Source organism: Micromonospora sp. NPDC049891, from assembly GCF_040660295.1.
GTDB lineage: Bacteria > Actinomycetota > Actinomycetes > Mycobacteriales > Micromonosporaceae > Micromonospora.
This window is the reverse complement of the sequence record NZ_JBFAML010000005.1, coordinates 32,373-47,670: the sequence shown is the minus strand read 5'-3', so window position 1 is coordinate 47,670 and position 15,298 is coordinate 32,373. Positions and strand designations below refer to the sequence as shown.

The 15,298-nt window shown below is 70.1% G+C and carries 14 protein-coding genes and 1 riboswitch; of the genes, 8 read left to right on the top strand and 6 right to left on the bottom strand.

Annotation, left to right across the window (positions count from 1 at the left end; genetic code table 11):
* Window positions 1–14: 14 nt before the first annotated feature.
* Window positions 15–1,340 carry a polysaccharide pyruvyl transferase family protein gene (locus AB0I71_RS08905; RefSeq protein ID WP_357582677.1) on the bottom strand — a complete coding sequence of 442 codons (1,326 nt, stop codon included), beginning with the start codon at window positions 1,338–1,340 and terminating at the stop codon, window positions 15–17.
* Between the two features lie 259 nt (window positions 1,341–1,599).
* Between AB0I71_RS08905 and AB0I71_RS08900 the strand changes: the two genes are divergently transcribed.
* The 6 genes from AB0I71_RS08900 (at window position 1,600) to AB0I71_RS08875 (ending at window position 7,251) form a co-directional block, all read left to right on the top strand.
* The gene (locus AB0I71_RS08900) at window positions 1,600–2,853 is read left to right on the top strand and encodes an acyltransferase (RefSeq protein ID WP_357582676.1); all 1,254 of its coding nucleotides are present in this window, start codon (window positions 1,600–1,602) and stop codon (window positions 2,851–2,853) included.
* 110 nt (window positions 2,854–2,963) lie between these two features.
* Window positions 2,964–3,398, top strand: coding sequence for a hypothetical protein (locus AB0I71_RS08895; RefSeq protein WP_357582675.1), 435 nt, complete (start codon window positions 2,964–2,966; stop codon window positions 3,396–3,398).
* Window positions 3,399–3,554: 156 nt separating this feature from the next.
* Window positions 3,555–4,313 carry a hypothetical protein gene (locus tag AB0I71_RS08890; RefSeq protein ID WP_357582674.1) on the top strand — a complete coding sequence of 253 codons (759 nt, stop codon included), beginning with the start codon at window positions 3,555–3,557 and terminating at the stop codon, window positions 4,311–4,313.
* 278 nt (window positions 4,314–4,591) lie between these two features.
* Window positions 4,592–4,732, top strand: a riboswitch (cyclic di-AMP (ydaO/yuaA leader).
* Window positions 4,733–4,956: 224 nt separating this feature from the next.
* Window positions 4,957–5,841, top strand: a complete 885-nt coding sequence (locus AB0I71_RS08885) for a C39 family peptidase (protein ID WP_357582673.1) — start codon at window positions 4,957–4,959, stop codon at window positions 5,839–5,841.
* A gap of 223 nt (window positions 5,842–6,064) precedes the next feature.
* A complete protein-coding gene (locus AB0I71_RS08880) occupies window positions 6,065–6,874 on the top strand; it encodes a class I SAM-dependent methyltransferase (RefSeq protein WP_357582672.1) in 810 nt (269 codons plus the stop codon).
* A 41-nt stretch (window positions 6,875–6,915) separates the two neighbouring features.
* Window positions 6,916–7,251: a DUF952 domain-containing protein gene (locus AB0I71_RS08875; protein WP_357582671.1), complete on the top strand. Its 336-nt coding sequence runs from the start codon at window positions 6,916–6,918 to the stop codon at window positions 7,249–7,251.
* Window positions 7,252–7,338: 87 nt separating this feature from the next.
* Here the strand turns inward: AB0I71_RS08875 and AB0I71_RS08870 are convergent, their stop codons facing one another.
* A complete protein-coding gene (locus AB0I71_RS08870; protein ID WP_357582670.1) occupies window positions 7,339–7,989 on the bottom strand; it encodes a DUF4360 domain-containing protein in 651 nt (216 codons plus the stop codon).
* A gap of 472 nt (window positions 7,990–8,461) precedes the next feature.
* Here AB0I71_RS08870 and AB0I71_RS08865 point away from each other — a divergent pair, with 472 nt between their 5' ends.
* Window positions 8,462–9,109 carry a DUF4360 domain-containing protein gene (locus tag AB0I71_RS08865; RefSeq protein ID WP_357582669.1) on the top strand — a complete coding sequence of 216 codons (648 nt, stop codon included), beginning with the start codon at window positions 8,462–8,464 and terminating at the stop codon, window positions 9,107–9,109.
* An 89-nt stretch (window positions 9,110–9,198) separates the two neighbouring features.
* Here the strand turns inward: AB0I71_RS08865 and AB0I71_RS08860 are convergent, their stop codons facing one another.
* From AB0I71_RS08860 to AB0I71_RS08845, 4 genes are all read right to left on the bottom strand, one after another.
* Window positions 9,199–10,896, bottom strand: coding sequence for a CDP-glycerol glycerophosphotransferase family protein (locus tag AB0I71_RS08860; RefSeq protein ID WP_357582668.1), 1,698 nt, complete (start codon window positions 10,894–10,896; stop codon window positions 9,199–9,201).
* A gap of 36 nt (window positions 10,897–10,932) precedes the next feature.
* Window positions 10,933–12,438, bottom strand: coding sequence for a bifunctional cytidylyltransferase/SDR family oxidoreductase (locus tag AB0I71_RS08855; RefSeq protein WP_357582667.1), 1,506 nt, complete (start codon window positions 12,436–12,438; stop codon window positions 10,933–10,935).
* A gap of 149 nt (window positions 12,439–12,587) precedes the next feature.
* Complete coding sequence (locus AB0I71_RS08850) at window positions 12,588–13,388, bottom strand: ABC transporter ATP-binding protein (protein WP_357582894.1); 801 nt, start codon at window positions 13,386–13,388, stop codon at window positions 12,588–12,590.
* A 7-nt stretch (window positions 13,389–13,395) separates the two neighbouring features.
* The gene (locus AB0I71_RS08845) at window positions 13,396–14,292 is read right to left on the bottom strand and encodes an ABC transporter permease (RefSeq protein WP_357582666.1); all 897 of its coding nucleotides are present in this window, start codon (window positions 14,290–14,292) and stop codon (window positions 13,396–13,398) included.
* Between the two features lie 219 nt (window positions 14,293–14,511).
* On the opposite strand from AB0I71_RS08845, the gene AB0I71_RS08840 reads away from it, so the two are divergent.
* Complete coding sequence (locus AB0I71_RS08840; protein WP_357582892.1) at window positions 14,512–15,111, top strand: TetR/AcrR family transcriptional regulator; 600 nt, start codon at window positions 14,512–14,514, stop codon at window positions 15,109–15,111.
* The last annotated feature ends 187 nt before the right edge of the window (window positions 15,112–15,298 follow it).

Below are 15,298 nucleotides of genomic sequence, written 5' to 3'. Positions count from 1 at the left end.
GCGCAGGACGCGGCTCACCGGTTGAGGATGCGGCGTACCGGTGCGGGAACGGCCTTCTTGATCCGGGCCTTGAACCGGTCCGGGCGCTGCTGCTGGAGCTGCTCGCGGAGCTCGACGTCCCGGTCGTACAGCCACTGGATCCGTTGCAGCAGCACCTCCGGCGAGGTCGCCAGCGCCGGCCGGACGGCGGGCGGGAAGGTCGTCGCGCGGACCTGGGCGTCGAAGGCAGCCGGGCTGTCGCCGTCGGCGAAGGCATTGCCCAGATCGTGCTTGGCGAGGAAGGCGAGCATGGTCTCGAACCGCGCCTTGTGCCCGTTGATCATCCCGGAGTAGTCGGCCTCGTCGTACAACTGGGCGGCGTCGACGTCCTTCGGCACGTCCCGCATGACCCGGTGCGGGATCTCGAAGTAGCGGGCCAGTTCCAGGGTGCGGGAGTCGTGGGCGAACAGGTAACCGGGCGTGCCGGCCAGCAACGAGACGATGGTGCCGTGGATGCGGGTACCGAAGTTGAAGTCGAAGCCGGTGAGGTAGTCGATCCACGTCCACGGGTCGACGAACATCCGCACCTTGTCCTCGGTGAACAGCGGGTGCGAGGTGTGCAGCGGGATCGGGCTGGTCTTGCCCCGGTCCTCCGGCGAATCGCCGTAGAGCAGGGTGCCCAGGGTCTTGAGGTCCTGCGGGATGTAGCGCAGGTTGGGGTAGCGCTGCTGGTGCGACTGGATGATCTTCGCCATCGACTTCACGTACGGCGAGACGGTCAACGCGATCCGGTCGTCGGTCCCGAGCGCGGCCTTGCGCTTCTCCACCGGCAGGGTGTCGCCGTGCAGGAACATCGACGGGCAGCCGATCTCCTCGACCGCGGAGAAACCGAGCGTACGCAGGTAGCTCGCGGTGATCTCGCCGCGTACCCCGATGCTGTGCGAGCGGTCGAGCACGGCGCGGCAGAAGCGGCTGACCGACTCGTCGATCGGTCGCAGGTACTCGCGGTCGCCGTCGACGTTCGTCTGCACCCCCACGCCGAGCACCACGACCGGGATCTTCAGCCGCTCGATGAGGTTCGTCATCGCGTCGACCCGGTGTGCGTAGCTGCGTCGGAACGCGTTGGCCAGCGGTACCACGAAGACGTCGTACTGCTCGTTGATCCGGTCCGCGGCGCGCGGGTTGACCACGAACCGGTTCGAGGTGATCTCGACCTCGGGCGCGCCCAGCAGCTTGTGCGCGGCGTGGCTGAAGACGAGGTTGCCGACGTTGTCACCGATCAGGTTCCGGTCGAACGTCTCCTCCGGGGAGTTGACCTCGAAGGGCTCCTTGCGGGCTCGCATCAGGATCCGCTGGTGCATCGCTGGCTCTGCCTCTCATCGGTGCGTCAGCCCCACGTCCCGCCGGTCGGCCAGGTAACGGGGTGGTGTCCCTCTCGGGTCTCGGAATAGTAGGCCAAGAGGCCGGCAGATGACACATGGTGGTGGTTCCGAGAGGTCTGACCTGATTCGCGGTGAATTCCCCCGTAGAGCCCTCTCAGGTCGGCCGAACGCGAGGTCGGCGGGGGTGCGCGCGGCACGCGATTCAGGGTGAAACGGGACCGATGGATAGGGTGCCCGGATGACCAGCAGCACCGCCACCGCCGTCGAACGACGTAGCCCCCGGGCCGGCCGCGGACAGGCGAGCCTCCTGCCGTCGCTCACCGGTCTACGGTGGGTCGCCGCGATGCTGGTTTTCGGTTTCCACGCCGGGACCATGCGCATCATCGCCGATCCCGGCCCCCAGGCGGTGGTGGGTGAGATCTTCACCCTGGGCCTGTCCGGGGTGCAGTTCTTCTTCATCCTCAGCGGCTTCGTGCTTGTCTGGTCCGCCCGCCCCGGTGCCTCCCGGCGCCGGTTCTGGCGACGCCGGTTCGCCAAGATCTACCCGAACCACCTGGTGCTGTGGGCGCTGGCCATGCTGGCGATGCTCTGGTTCGCCGATCCGATCAACCCGGTGGCCGCGCTGGAGAACCTCTTCCTGGTGCAGGCCTGGGACCCCCGGCCCGGCCACTTCTACAGCGTCAACAACGTCAGCTGGTCGCTCTCCTGCGAGCTGTTCTTCTACCTGTGTCTGCCGCTGGTGCTGCCGGCGGTGCGGCGGGCCCGGCCGTGGCTGCTGTGGGCGGTGGTGATCGCCGTGCCGCTGCTGATCCTGGCACTCTGGCCGGGGCAGGTGCTGGTGCCGGAACAGGACCGCTGGTGGTTCACCCAGGTATTCCCGCTGGTCCGCTCGCTGGAGTTCTGGATGGGCGTGGCCGCTGCCGAACTCATGCTGCGCGGTCGCTGGCGGGGGCCCCGACTGCCCCTGGCCAGTCTGATCTTCGTGGTGACCTGGGTGGCGGCCTCCCAGTGGATCCGGGCCGAACTCTGGGCGGCGCTGTTGTCGGCGGCGTACGTCCTGGTGATCGCCGCGGCGGCCGACGCGGACGTGCACGGGCGGCGCTCGCCGCTGCGCTCCCGACCGATGGTCTGGCTCGGCGAGGTCTCGTTCGCCTTCTACCTGGTGCACGTCTTTGTGATCATGACGATCCTGCGGTTGACCGGGGACTGGGGGACGGGCCTGCCCGGTTGGTGGGGCCCGCTCGCGGTGATCGGCTTCCTGCTGCTCACCCTGGGGCTGGCCGCTCTGTTGCACAGGTACGTGGAACAGCCGATGATGCGTCGCCTGGCCCCGTCCGGACCGTCGCGATCGGAGCCGCCGGGCGGCGCGGCGCGATCCGAGGAACCCGGGAGACCGTCGGCCGACGGGCTGCCCCGCCAGCGGACACCACGCGGCGGTACGGATCCCGTCACGGACACCGAGCAGGACCGGACCGTCCACCGGGGACAGTGATCCCGGGGCTGCCCTGAGCTGCGATTATCGGCGCGGGCGGCGACGCGCCGGGCGGCACGACACGCCCGATGACCGGTGCGTCCCGCCGCTCGTGGCGGTAGCGTGGCGGTGTGCTTCCCGTCGCGCCCGCCCGTCCTCTGTGGTGGCTGGCGCGCTGGGCCACGCGGCTGCTGACCGGGTTCGCGGTCGCCGCCGCCTTCACCCTCGGTGCCTGGGCGCTGCCCGACGAAGCGGTCCCAGTCGACCGGCTCGCCGCCACGGCACCGGCCCCGCTGGTCCAGACCGCCGTGACGCAGGCGTCCGCCGAATGGGACCGGGCCGCCTCCCGCGATCTGGCCGCCACCGCTGAGCTGGTCGTCCTCGCGACGCCGGCCGTACGCGGCGCCGATGTCGCCGCCGACCTGGGCGGGGTGTCCGCGGCCCAGCCGGCGGCCGTCGGCCAGCCCGGGCTGACGGCGCTCGGCGGCATCGCGGTGGACGCCACGCCGGGGCCGGCGGCCCGTGTCGCGGGTGTCCGGGCCGCCCGCGCCCCACCGCAGGCCTGATCCCCGGCGACCCTCCGTCGCGTCCGCAGGCCCGGCGCCGCACCCGCGCCGAGCATCCGCCAGCCCGTTGCCGCCAGTTGCGGCGTCGGGGCTCGCCATGACGATCCGCTGCCGGTACGGCCACCGGCGCCGTACCGATCTCCCCGAGGTGCCGACATGGAGAAGACAGTCATCTACCAGTTCCTGATCGAGGTGCCACGCGCCGCCGCCATCTGGTCGGTCCTGCTGGTGCTCGCCCTGGGCGTACTCACCCTGCTTGTCGCGCGCCCCGAGCCGGCCGGGCCGGTGGAGAAGCCCGTCGACCAGGATGCGGCCCGCGCCGCGGTCGAGGAAGCCGACCTGCGCCGATATGCCGGGGAGGTGGCGGTCGCGGCAGCCGGCGCGGCGCAGAACGCCGACCGGCGGCGTGCGGCGTGGCGGGTCGCCCAGACGGAACTCGACAAAGCCTGGGCCGGGTACGACGAGGCGGATTCCGTCGCCCGACGGCTGGCCGGCGTCGCCGGGCTACCGACCCCGCGCACCCCCCGGACGCCTGCCGAGTACGCGGCCCGGGAGCGCTGGCTGCGTCGTGCCGCGATGGCGGCCCACTGGCGTGGTGACCTGACCGCCCGGCAGCTCAGCGACGTGCTGGCGCGCCGGTCCGGCTGGGATCCCCGGCGGCACCCGGTCGAACAGGAGGTGGTCCTCGCCCGGGTGGTACGCGACAACCGCCTGGCCGCCTACCTGTCGGCCGCCGAGCGGGAGCGTGACCTGTGGCGGGCGGCGGAACTGGCCACCGAGGCCGCCCGCTCCCTCTCCGCCGAGGCGTACGCGGCCGCTGAGCGACTCCGACCGGACCTGCCGCCCGTGCCCGGTCGGATCGCCGTCAGGCGTCCCGGCCCGGTGCTGCGCTGGCGGCCAGCTCGACTGGGCTGAAATTTCGTGAGCTGGGTCACAGCGGCCGGAAAATCGGTCACTGTTCGTAGTTGAGACCATTACCGCAGCAAAATCCGTCGGCAGTGTCCACCACTCGTCCGGTTGTCACCCGAAGGTGCCCCGAATGCCGTCGGTCCCATTGAGCGACGCCAGTTCCCGGATACCCGAAAATCGCCGCACTGGATCATGTTTAAGCAGGTCAGAGTGGGTTGGCTTCGAGGTGACCGGCCAGTAGTGTCAGCGCGTCCGGTGCGGTAACCGATCGCAAGAGGCGACGCCGTACCGACCCGCTCAATCGTGATCTCACGAACCGGGGACCCACTGCACCACTGGGGTGAATCCGCGAGCCTCGGCCCGCGGTAGGGCGTCTTCCCGCCCGAATCCGTCAGCTAACCCGGTCGGCGGTGACGGAAGGAGTTCCAACCCTCGTGCGGTTCGATGTGATCCCCCTGTTCCCCCGCCTCCACGGCACCGCGGTGCCCGTGCTCGCCGGCCCGACCGCCGCGAGCTGACCCCGGTCATCGCCACCGCCCGGGCTTTCCGGGCGTACCCCTGAACGGCCTGTCCCGCTCACCCGGGCGGTCGTCGGCGTCCTGCTGCCGACCTGACCGCCGGAGCCGGTGTGCCGTTCTCCCCTCAGTCCGTGGAGGAATCCGTGAAGCACACCCTCTCCCGCCGGCTCCGTCGGCTGGCCACCGAACGCCCCTACCAGATCGTCGCCGGCTCCGCCGTCGCGCTCGTCCTGGCCACCGGCACCGGCGCCGCCCTTGCCGGCACCGGGAACACCCCGGCCCCCACGCAGGCCACCACCGCCGCCACCGAGCTGCGCGGTGACCCAAAGGTCGCGCCGAGCCGGGCCGAGGTCGCGCCGTCGACCGTCGCGCCCAGCAGCGCCGCGCCGAGCAGTGCCGCACCGACCAGCGCGGCACCGGCGAGCACCACCGCCTCGCCGTCGCCGAAGGCCAGCGCGGCCACCCCGGACCCGGACCTGACAACCAAGAAGGCGGCACCGAAGCCGCCCGCGTCGAAGGTCCTCGGGTACGACCACCAGGCTCAGATCAACGGCTACTACTGCGGTCCCGCCGCGGTACGCAACGCGCTCAGCGCCGCCGGTGTCGCCCGTAGCCAGGACGCCCTGGCCAGCCAACTCGGCACCACGTTCGCCGGCACCAACTCGGCCGAGGACACCACCCGCGTCCTCAACGCCGTCGTCAAGGGCGACCCGTACGAGACCACGATGATCCGTGGCGGTGCGGCCACCCCGGCTCAGATGGACCAGCTCCAGGCGGATGTCGTCGCCGCCGTCACCGACGGGCGGGGTGTCGTGGTGAACGTCGCCGGCACCGCCACCGACACCGACGGTCGCTGGCACTCCTTCCCCGGCGGGCACTACGTCGCCGTGGTCGGCTACAAGGACTCCGGCCGGCTGGTGAAGATCGCCGACTCGGCCGACGCCTCGTACCCGTCGTACTGGCTCAGCACCATCGACCTCGCCAACTGGGCCGCCACCCGCGGCTACTCGGCCTGATCACGTCGTTCCCACGGCGAACGGAAGCCCTCGGCCTGCTGGCCGAGGGCTTCCGTGTCGGGTACGTCAGGCGTACGGGGCGTGCTGCTTCGCCCGGCCGACGAAGGCCATGCGCGTCGTCTGTCGCGGCGGGTCGGCCGGGTGGGGGCGCGGTGGTGAGTGACGGTGCGATGATCACGTGTGACATCGACCGCGACGTCTGACGCCTGTACGAGGGGACATCATGGGGGAGCAGGAACCGTACGCGGGGCTGGCCACGACGTTCGACACGGCCGCGGAGCTGTACGAGCAGGCCCGACCGGGCTATCCGGAGCGGTTGTTCGCCGACCTGGCCGCGACGGCCGGCCTGACGAGCGGGCCGGCCAGCGTGCTGGAGATCGGTACCGGCACCGGCCAGGCCACCCGTGGCCTGCTGGCGCGCGGCTGGCAGGTGGTCAGCCTGGAACCGGGACGGGAACTGGCCACTGTGGCGCGTCGCGTACTCGCCGGCCGTGGTGACGTACGCGTCGTGGTGTCACCCTTCGAGCGGTGGGAGGCGGGCGACCTGGCACCGTTCGACCTCGTTTTCGCCGCGACGTCGTGGCACTGGCTGGACCCGGGTGTCGCCTACCGCCGGGCCGCCGAACTGCTGCGCCCCGGTGGACACCTGGCGATCGTCGCCACCGAGCACGTCTCGCCACCCGACGGCGACGATTTCTTCCGGCAGGTCGAGCGGATCTACGACGAGGTCGGCATGGGCGACGGGCTGGGCGGCCCGAAGCCACCCGAGGCGATCGCGGCCCCCGACGTGGCGGCGATGGCGGGCAGTGGCTTCTTCGCCCGCCCGACCGTGCACCGTTACGTCTGGAGCCGCGACTACACCGCCGAGGAGTACCTGAGGCTGCTCTCCACCTACTCCGGTCACATCGCCGCCTCGCCGTGGCAGCGGCGGACCCTGTTCGACGGGATCCGGGAGATGATCGCCGCACGCCCCGCCGGCACGGTACGCAAGCACTACCTGAACACCCTCCAGATCGCGGTACGCCTCGACTGACAGCCACCGGGTCCCAGTTCCCCTTCTGGCAGCATGGCGACGTGCTGATCTACAAGATCCTGCTGCCGGGCGAATGGGCCGATTTCCAGGCAGCAGGCCGGTTCGACGGTTCACCGTTCGATCGAAACAGCGGCTTCATCCACTGCTCGTCGCGATCCCAACTGCCAGCCACGGCGGCGCGGGTCTTCGGCGACCAGCCGCGTCTTGTCGTCGTCGCGCTCGACACGTCTCTGCTCGGTGGTGCGCTGCGGTGGGAGGACGCCCCGAACGGCGGCCCGTTCCCGCACGTCTACGCCGCGCTACCGGCCACAGCCGTCGTCGGGGTGTACCCGGTCGACGGTGCCACGCGGGTTGACGACGAGGTTCCCACGGCATAGCTGTCGATCATTCCGGGTGCGTTTGTTGTCGTTCCAGCGACAGCAAACGCACCCGGACGTCGTCGAGATCGGCGTCGGCCGGAGGGATCAGCACCGTTCCCATTTGAGGTTGAACAGGGTGTCGACGTCACCCTCGGTCGTGGTCATCGACATGCTGACGCTCGAGCTGGCGGTGCCGGCGTCCACTCTCAGCTCGGTGTTGACGTTGAGTACCCGTTGCTGTCCGCAGGGCGTGTAGAGCAGCACGGGAGCGACGTCCGAGGTCCCCCAGAAACCGTTGTAGGGCCCGGTGAAGGTGGCGTCGGTGCGACTGGTCTCGGACGATCCCTGCCAGTAGTAGCTCGTCCGCTGGCGACCTGTCGCGCCGGCGGGAATCCGGGCCCGGCCCCGGTAGTCGGCTGCGGCGACGGCGATCGTCCAGCCCGCCGGTACATTGACGAGCACGCCGAGCTGGCAGTTCTTGCGGCTGTCGGTGACGTCGACGCCCCGACCGGCGGTAGCGACGAAGTCGAAGTAGCGGATTCGGAAGCCGGTGTTGTCGGGGTGGGCCACCACCCGGGCGGTCCCGGGTGCGCAGCCGGAGCCGTTGGCTGCCACCACCTCGACGGTGATCTCGCTATCCGGCGTAGCGGTGGACCCGGCTGGGGCGGCGTGGGCCGGTGCGGACAGGGACAACGCGAGAACCGTGCCGAGTACGGCGAAGATCCCGTTTCTCGCGCCGACGAGGTTCTTTGTCATTCCGTTCCTCTCGGATGCAGTTGATGTTCACCGAATTCAACGCGTGTTTCTTCGCCGAACGGCCGGTGGGTGCCTCGCACGCAGTCCCGCTGGGGGAATGGTGAGTGGTTGGTGTGGAGCAACCGGGCGGCGTTCTGCGAGAGGATGCTAGCGATCTGGAACGAGGCTCGCAAGCATCAGTCAACGTCTATGTGATCGATTAGCGGCAGGTTCTTGATCGGAATTGCCGGAGCCCGAGATCGACCTCTATAACGGTTGCTGGGTAACGGGTGTGCGCCTGATCAACGGGACGCCCCGGCTGACTTTCGCAGTGATCTCCACCCTGTGGGACGGCGCGGAGTCGCCATCCGAAGCCGAATAACATTCGGCTCGTGATCCATTATTGGGAAATCGAGATTGCATTGACATTCATCTATGTCTGTACGTAGCTTGTTTCGCATGTTGCGTCGTTTCCTGTACCGGAGGAGGATTCATGCGTAAACTGCTGACGCGTGGCGGCGTGGTGCTTGCGCTACTCGCTTCATCGTTGACAGTGGGGGCGCCAGCGTCCGCTAAGGGGATCATGGACAATCCGCCCACCGACAAGGTCGTGATCGACCTCGTGGCGATGGCCGGCTCCGGGTGCCGGCCGGGCACGGCCGATGTCGCGGTATCCCCGGACAACACCGCCTTCACCACGATCTACAGCGACTACCTGGTCCAGGCGGGCCCGGGCATCCCGGTCACCGACGGACGCAGGAACTGCCAGCTCAACGTGCTGGTCCACGCCCCGGCCGGCTACACCTTCGCGATCGTCAAGGTGGACTACCGCGGGTACGGGCTGCTCAACCGGGGTGCCGTCGCCTCGGCACGAGCGAACTACTACTTCCAGGGCATGACGCAGAGCACCTTCAGCAACCACCCGATCGCCGCGCCGCTCGACGACAACTGGATGGTGACCGACGAGGTGCCGATCGCCTCCGTGGTCTGGCACCCCTGCGGCGAGATGCGCAACCTGAACATCAACACCGAGCTGCGTCTCAGCCGGGGAAGCTCGTCGGGGACCAACTTCCTCACGATGGACTCGACCGACGGCAGCATCCAGACGATGTACCACCTCGCCTGGCAGCCCTGCCGGTGACCTGATCGCCGGACGCTACGGCTCCGGAGGGTGGTCGGCGACGCCGGCCACCCTCGCGGGTCGTCGGGGTGCGGCACCGCACCCCGTACTCAGGTGGCGGGGGAGAGGGGCGCGCCGGTCGCGGCGCGTGGGGCCGGCGCGGTCCAGGCCGGATCCAGCTCGCGTCGGGCGGCGGCCAGGAAGACCTCGGCGTACGAGTCGGCGGGGAAGTCGCCCAGGTAGCGGCGGCGGGTGACCCAGCGCGCGTCGGCGAGCGGATCGGTGTCGAGCAGCCGGACCAGCACCTCGTCCAGGTCGACCATGTCCCGGCGCAGCACGTAGCCGGCGGCGGCCAGCGGGAAGCGCTCGACGAACCGGTCGCCGTCGGTGCCCATGTCGGTCACCGCGTACGGCTTGCCCGAGTAGAGCCAGTCGGAGACCACCCCGGAGACGTCGGAGACCAGCGCGTCCGCGCGGTTGACCGAGTCGGTCAGGGTGAGCCGGCTCGCCGCGACACCGTAGAGGTGCCCCCGGCCGGTGCGGGCCCGGTCGGCGGCGAGCAGGTCGTGCAGCCGCGCCAGTTGCCGGGCCGAGGCCGGGTTCTGCGCGGTGTAGGGGTGCGCCCGCAGGATGACTGTGGCCCCCCGGTCCAGCAGACGCCGCAGCAGCGTCTCCGCCACCGGCAACGAACAGTAGTCGGCGTCGGCGTTGTGCCCGGTCCAGGTGGGGGTGTAGAGCACCGTCGGGTTCGTCAGGCCACGCACCGGCCGCGGGCGTACCTCGATCGCCTCGACCTGGGGGCGGCCGACCACCACGAACTTCTCGGCGGGGATGTCGATCCCGGCCCGCGCGTACCGCTCGATGGCCGCCTCGCCGGCGACGAAGATCCGGTCGAAGATCGCCGAAACCGGGTTGGCGCTGGGAGCCTTGTCGCTGTCACCGTGATGCAACTGCACGTGGGTGAGCTGCGTGTACCTGATGCAGTGGCTGTTCTTCGCGCCGTGGTTGACGTAGAACGCCACCCGCAGGCTCGGCACCAGCACCTCGTCCATGCTCCGGGTGGTGGGGCAGTAGACCACCGGGGCGGTGGTGGCCGCCGCGACGGGGGCCAGGAACTCCGGCTCCCGCACCATCACCACGAACGGCCGACCGATCCGTTCCAGGTACGGCAGCCACATGGTGACCTGGTACTCGGAGCCGGGCGGGGCGGAGAAGTGCAGGACGAACTCGGGCTGGTGCCGGCGCAGCGCCCGGGCCACCGCCGATCCGCCTGGGGACGGTCGGAACCGCCGCCGGGCCAGGTCCAGGGCGACCGCTGCGGCGACGACACCGACCAGCAGTGTCGCCGCCAGGGCCAGAGCCGCCGGCAGGCCCACCAGGGCGGCCAGGGCCAGCAGGCCGAGCAGTGCTGCCACGGCGTCACCGAGAACCGCCGCGACCTGCGGCACCCAGGCGCGTACCGGCAGGTTGGCGGCGCGGATCTCCAGGTTCCCGGCCTGGCGCAGCGGACCGGTGAGCAGCACCAGGCCCAGCAGAACCAGGGCGGTCGCGGCCAGGGCCGGATCGAAACCGGCGTCGAGTTGCCGGGCGTAGCCGACAAGCACCCCGGCCGCGATCAGCGTGGTCTCCGCGACGTTGTCTGCGCCGGGTCGCACCCGGCGCTCCCAGACCGTGGCGGCAAGCGCCACCACGGCCAGGAAGAGCCCCCAGGCGGTCGCGCCGGTGAGGGCGACCACCAGGAACGCCAGGACCGCCCCACCGGTGGCCAGGCCCCGTGCGGTCAACTTGCGGACCAGCTCACCACGCATCTCGCTGTCGCTTTCGCGGTCGTGTGGATCGGACGGTCAGCCGACGGGAGCGGCGCTGGCAGACCGGTCGGTCTGGGCGGGTACAGCGACGGCGACGGGTGCCTCACCCGGTGGCCGGCGGACGTCGATCACCTGGCCGGTGAGATCCGAGATCAGCACGTCCAGCGACGACTGGGCGACCGTCTCGGCGGCGAGCAGCGTGTGCTCGGGTTCCGCGCCGAAGGCCTTCGTCCGCATCGGGGTGGCGGTCCGCTCCGGGTTGATGATGTTGACTCGTACGCCGAACTCCGCCCACTCGTCCGCGAGCGCCTGGGTGAGGTTGACCAGGGCGGCCTTGGTGGCCGAGTAGAGCGCGTAGTCGGCCCGACCGCGGGTGTACGAGCTGGAGGTGTAGAGCAGCAGCTGGCCCTTTGTCTGCTGGAGGTAGGGCAGTGCCTGCCGGGCGACGGTGACCGGGCCGACGAAGTTGACCTGGAGTACCCGGTCGATGGTCTCCTGGTCCATCTCGGCCAGCGCGCCCTTCTCCAGGATCCCGGCGGTGACCACGACGTGGTCGATCCGGCCGGTGGCCTCGAAGGCGGTCCGCAACGCGGCCTCGACGTCCTCCGGGCGCTCCACGTGGGTGCCGGTGCTGGAGCGGCTGAACGGGAAGACCTGGGCACCGTGGCTGCGGGCCAGCTCCGCCAGGTCGTGGCCGATGCCGTAGCTACCGCCGAAGACGACGATCGTGCGGCCGGAGACCTCCTCGCTGTAGGCGCGGTGGTCGGTCAGCCGGGGCACCTTGGCGGCGGCCAGCTGGAACAGCTTGTCGGCCAGGTGCACGTCGACCGGGTGGGTGACCTTGATGTTCTCGTCCGAGCCGTCGATCACCTTGATCGGCGTCTCCGGGAGGTAACGCAGCACCACACCGCAGTCGTCGGTGGCGGCGAAGTTGGGGTCACCCTCGGCCCGGCGGTACGCCTCGCGGATGGTGCCGGACCGGAACGCCTGCGGGGTCTGACCCCGACGCAGCGTGGCCCGCACCGGGATGTCGGTGATGCACTCGTTCTCGTCGACCTGGATGATCGTGTCGGCCGACGGGATGGCCACGTCGACGGCCGAGTAGCTCCACAGGGCGTTCACGCACTCCCGGACGATGCGGCCGCTGAGCAGCGGGCGCACCGCGTCGTGGAAGAGGATGTTGCAGTCGCCCTCACCCACCGCGTCCAGGGCGACGCGGGTGGTGGCGTTGCGGGTGTCGCCACCCTCGATCACCTTGGTGACCTTGCGGAAGCCCGCCTTGTCCACGATCTTCTGCGCCTCGGCGACGTGCCCGGTGGCCATCAGCACGATGATCTCGTCGATCTCGGGCGCGGCCTCGAAGACGGCGAGCGTGTGCTCGATGATCGGCTTACCGGCGATCTTGAGCAACTGCTTGGGAATGCCCAGGCCCAGCCGGGTGCCGGTGCCACCGGCCAGCACCACCGCCACCGTCCGTGAGGGTCGCCACGGCGCTCGGTTCTCCGGCGTGGTGCCCGGATCGGTGGTCTGGTCCTGCGTCATTGCCGGTCCTCGCTCTCGGGGGTGCATGACTGTGGTGAGTACGTGAACGGAAGGTTCCGCCGACACGGCGACGGAGTGAACCATAACGCGCGGGCCGCGTCGCCCCAACGGGACAACGCGGCCCAGGACGCCGCTGGTTCACCCAGACTCTACTTGCCGTTCGTAAATGCCTCGTAGGCCGCCAGCACCTCGGCAGTCGGGCCATCCATCCGGATTTCGCCGGATTCCAGCCAGATGGTCCGTTCGCAGGTGTCCCGTACCGAGGAGAGCTGGTGGCTGACCAGGAACACCGTGCCGGCGCTCTCCCGCAGCTCCCGCACCCGCTGCTCGCTGCGCTTGCGGAACGCCTTGTCCCCGGTGGCGAGCGCCTCGTCGATCAGCAGCACGTCGTGCTGCTTCGCCGCGGCGATGGAGAAGCGCAGCCGGGCCGACATGCCGGAGGAGTAGGTGCGCATCGGCAGCGAGGCGAAGTCGCCCCGCTGGTTGATGCCGGAGAACTCGATGATCTCCGGAAGCTTGCGCCGGACTTCGGCCGGTGACATGCCCATGGCCAGGCAGCCGAGCGTGACGTTGCGCTCACCCGGCAGGTCGTTGAGCAGGGCGGCGTTCACCCCGAGCAGCGAGGGCTGCCCCTGGGTGTAGACCGCGCCCTGCTCCACCGGCAGCAGTCCGGCGATGGCCCGCAGCAGGGTCGACTTGCCGGAGCCGTTGGTGCCGATCAGCCCGATGGCCTCGCCCCGGTACGCGGTGAAGGTGACCCCACGGACCGCGTGCACCACGCGTACGTTCGGCGCGGAGGTGCGGGTGATCATCCGCTTGAAGGCGGCCACCGGGCTGGTGTTGCCGGCGGCGCCCTTGTGCACCCGGTAGACGACGTGCGCGTCGTCCACCACCACTGTGGGGATCCGCTCCTGGATCCGGGGGAGGGTCACCGTCACATCATTTGACATTTCCAGATTAACCACGGCCGTACTCCTGTTCGCCGCGCCAGAAGTAGAAGTAGCCGCCGAGTCCCGCGACGGCTGCCCAGCCGAGCGCGATCAGCCAGGTCAGCGGCAGCGAGTCGTTGAGCAGGTGGGTGTCCTCCAGCAGGGAGATGCGGGCCAGTTCGATGTAGACGAGCATCGGGTTGAACTGCACCACAGCCGTCGCCCAGCCCGGCAGGTTCTCGGCGAACAGGTTGACGCTGTAGAGCACCCCGGAGCCGTACATCCAGGCCCGCAGCACGAACGGCATGACCTGCTTCAGGTCGGTGGCCTTCGCACCCAGCCGGGCCACCACCATCGTCAACCCGGCGTTGAAGACCGTCTGGAGCAGCACCGCCGGCACCAGCATCAGCCACATCAGGGTGATCGGCTCACCGGTGGCCACCACGATCGCCAGCAGCACCACCATCGAGCCGAGCAGTTGCTGGAACTGGGTGGCGGTGATGGCCAGCGGCAGGCAGGCCCGGGGGAAGTGCAGCGCGCGGATCAGCCCGAGGTTGCCGCTTATCGCCTGGGTGCCCTGCTGCACGCTGACCTGGGTGAAGTTGAAGATGAACAGCCCGGTGGTCAGGTAGGCGATGAAGTTGGGAATGTTGCGGTTCTGTTCGAGCACCAGACCGAAGATCAGGAAGTAGACCGCCGCGTTGGTCAGCGGGGTGAGCACCTGCCACAGCTGCCCGAGCCGAGCGTTGCTGAACGACGCGGTCAGCTTGGCCTGGGCGTACGCGGAGATGAAGTGCCGGTAGCGCCACAGCTGGCCGCTGTAGCGACTGATCGAGGGCCGCTCGCCGGCCACCCGCAGCCCGTGTCGGGCGGCCAGCTGCGCTGGGGTGAGGCCGGAATCGGGGTCGGCCAGCAGGTTGGCCATGGGGATTGGCGCTCCGATCTGTCGTGCCGGCGTTATGTCTCGCGACGAGAGAATCTAGCGTGGTCAGTGCGGGAGCGCCGCCCCCGGTCGCTGGCTGGACAGTAGTCCGAAATACGTCGGGACGCAACCGTAGCGTCGTTGCGCTACGCTGTCCCTCGTGACAGTCGAGAAGAGTCCCAGGTGACGGCCGAGAAGAGGCGCACACCAGCCGGTGCGGCGGTGCTCCGTGGTGAGATCACCACGGCCATCCGGCGCGCCCTCATGCAGGAACTCGCCGCAGTCGGGTACGGCCGGCTCTCCATCGAGGCGGTGGCCCGCCGGGCCGGGGTCAGCAAGACCGCGATCTACCGCCGGTGGAACTCGAAGCTCGACCTGGTGCTGGAGGTGGTGGCCGCCGCCGCGGGCGGCCGGCTGCCCGCGCTGGACACCGGCAGCCTGCGTGGTGACCTGTCTCTGCTGTTCCAGGTGGTGGCGCACGCCCTGCGACACCCGCTGGCCTCGCAGATCATCCCGGACCTGCTGGCCGAGGCGGCCCGCAACCCGACGATCGACGAAACGCTCCAGCGCGTGCTGCGGGCCCGGCAGCAGGAGGTCGCCGGTCAGTTGATCACTCGCGCGGTGCGGCGCGGCGAACTTCCCGCCGACACCGACCCGGACGCGGCGGTCGACCTGATCGTCGGGCCGCTGTACTGGCGGATCGCCATCGCCCGTACCCCCGTCACCGACAGCTACCTGGAAACCATGGTCGAGGCGGTGGCGCTGGCGCTCGGTGCCCAGGACGCGGTGCCCCGGCAGCGGTCGGCAGCCGACCCTGGTTGAGCGTCGGCTGCCGTGGGTACGGCTGATCGGACCGCCTCCGGGCCGCCGCCGTCCCGCGCGTCGGCTCGACTCGGCGACCCCGGGACGACTACTACTCTCGGTGTGGATCGTGCCGCAGGGCCCCGCCGCGCCTGAGAAGCGCGCAGTCCAGCCTCATCCGCCCGTACGACGACAAGGACGCCCGTGT

Excerpts from the sequence above, each read along its gene's own strand:
- AB0I71_RS08850 (WP_357582894.1), bottom strand. The coding sequence starts at position 13,388 with ATGTCAAATGATGTGACGGTGACCCTCCCCCGGATCCAGGAGCGGATC.
- AB0I71_RS08900 (WP_357582676.1), top strand. The coding sequence starts at position 1,600 with ATGACCAGCAGCACCGCCACCGCCGTCGAACGACGTAGCCCCCGGGCC.
- AB0I71_RS08890 (WP_357582674.1), top strand. The coding sequence starts at position 3,555 with ATGGAGAAGACAGTCATCTACCAGTTCCTGATCGAGGTGCCACGCGCC.
- AB0I71_RS08845 (WP_357582666.1), bottom strand. The coding sequence starts at position 14,292 with ATGGCCAACCTGCTGGCCGACCCCGATTCCGGCCTCACCCCAGCGCAG.
- AB0I71_RS08855 (WP_357582667.1), bottom strand. The coding sequence starts at position 12,438 with ATGACGCAGGACCAGACCACCGATCCGGGCACCACGCCGGAGAACCGA.
- AB0I71_RS08880 (WP_357582672.1), top strand. The coding sequence starts at position 6,065 with ATGGGGGAGCAGGAACCGTACGCGGGGCTGGCCACGACGTTCGACACG.
- AB0I71_RS08860 (WP_357582668.1), bottom strand. The coding sequence starts at position 10,896 with ATGCGTGGTGAGCTGGTCCGCAAGTTGACCGCACGGGGCCTGGCCACC.
- AB0I71_RS08870 (WP_357582670.1), bottom strand. The coding sequence starts at position 7,989 with ATGACAAAGAACCTCGTCGGCGCGAGAAACGGGATCTTCGCCGTACTC.
- AB0I71_RS08905 (WP_357582677.1), bottom strand. The coding sequence starts at position 1,340 with ATGCACCAGCGGATCCTGATGCGAGCCCGCAAGGAGCCCTTCGAGGTC.
- AB0I71_RS08865 (WP_357582669.1), top strand. The coding sequence starts at position 8,462 with ATGCGTAAACTGCTGACGCGTGGCGGCGTGGTGCTTGCGCTACTCGCT.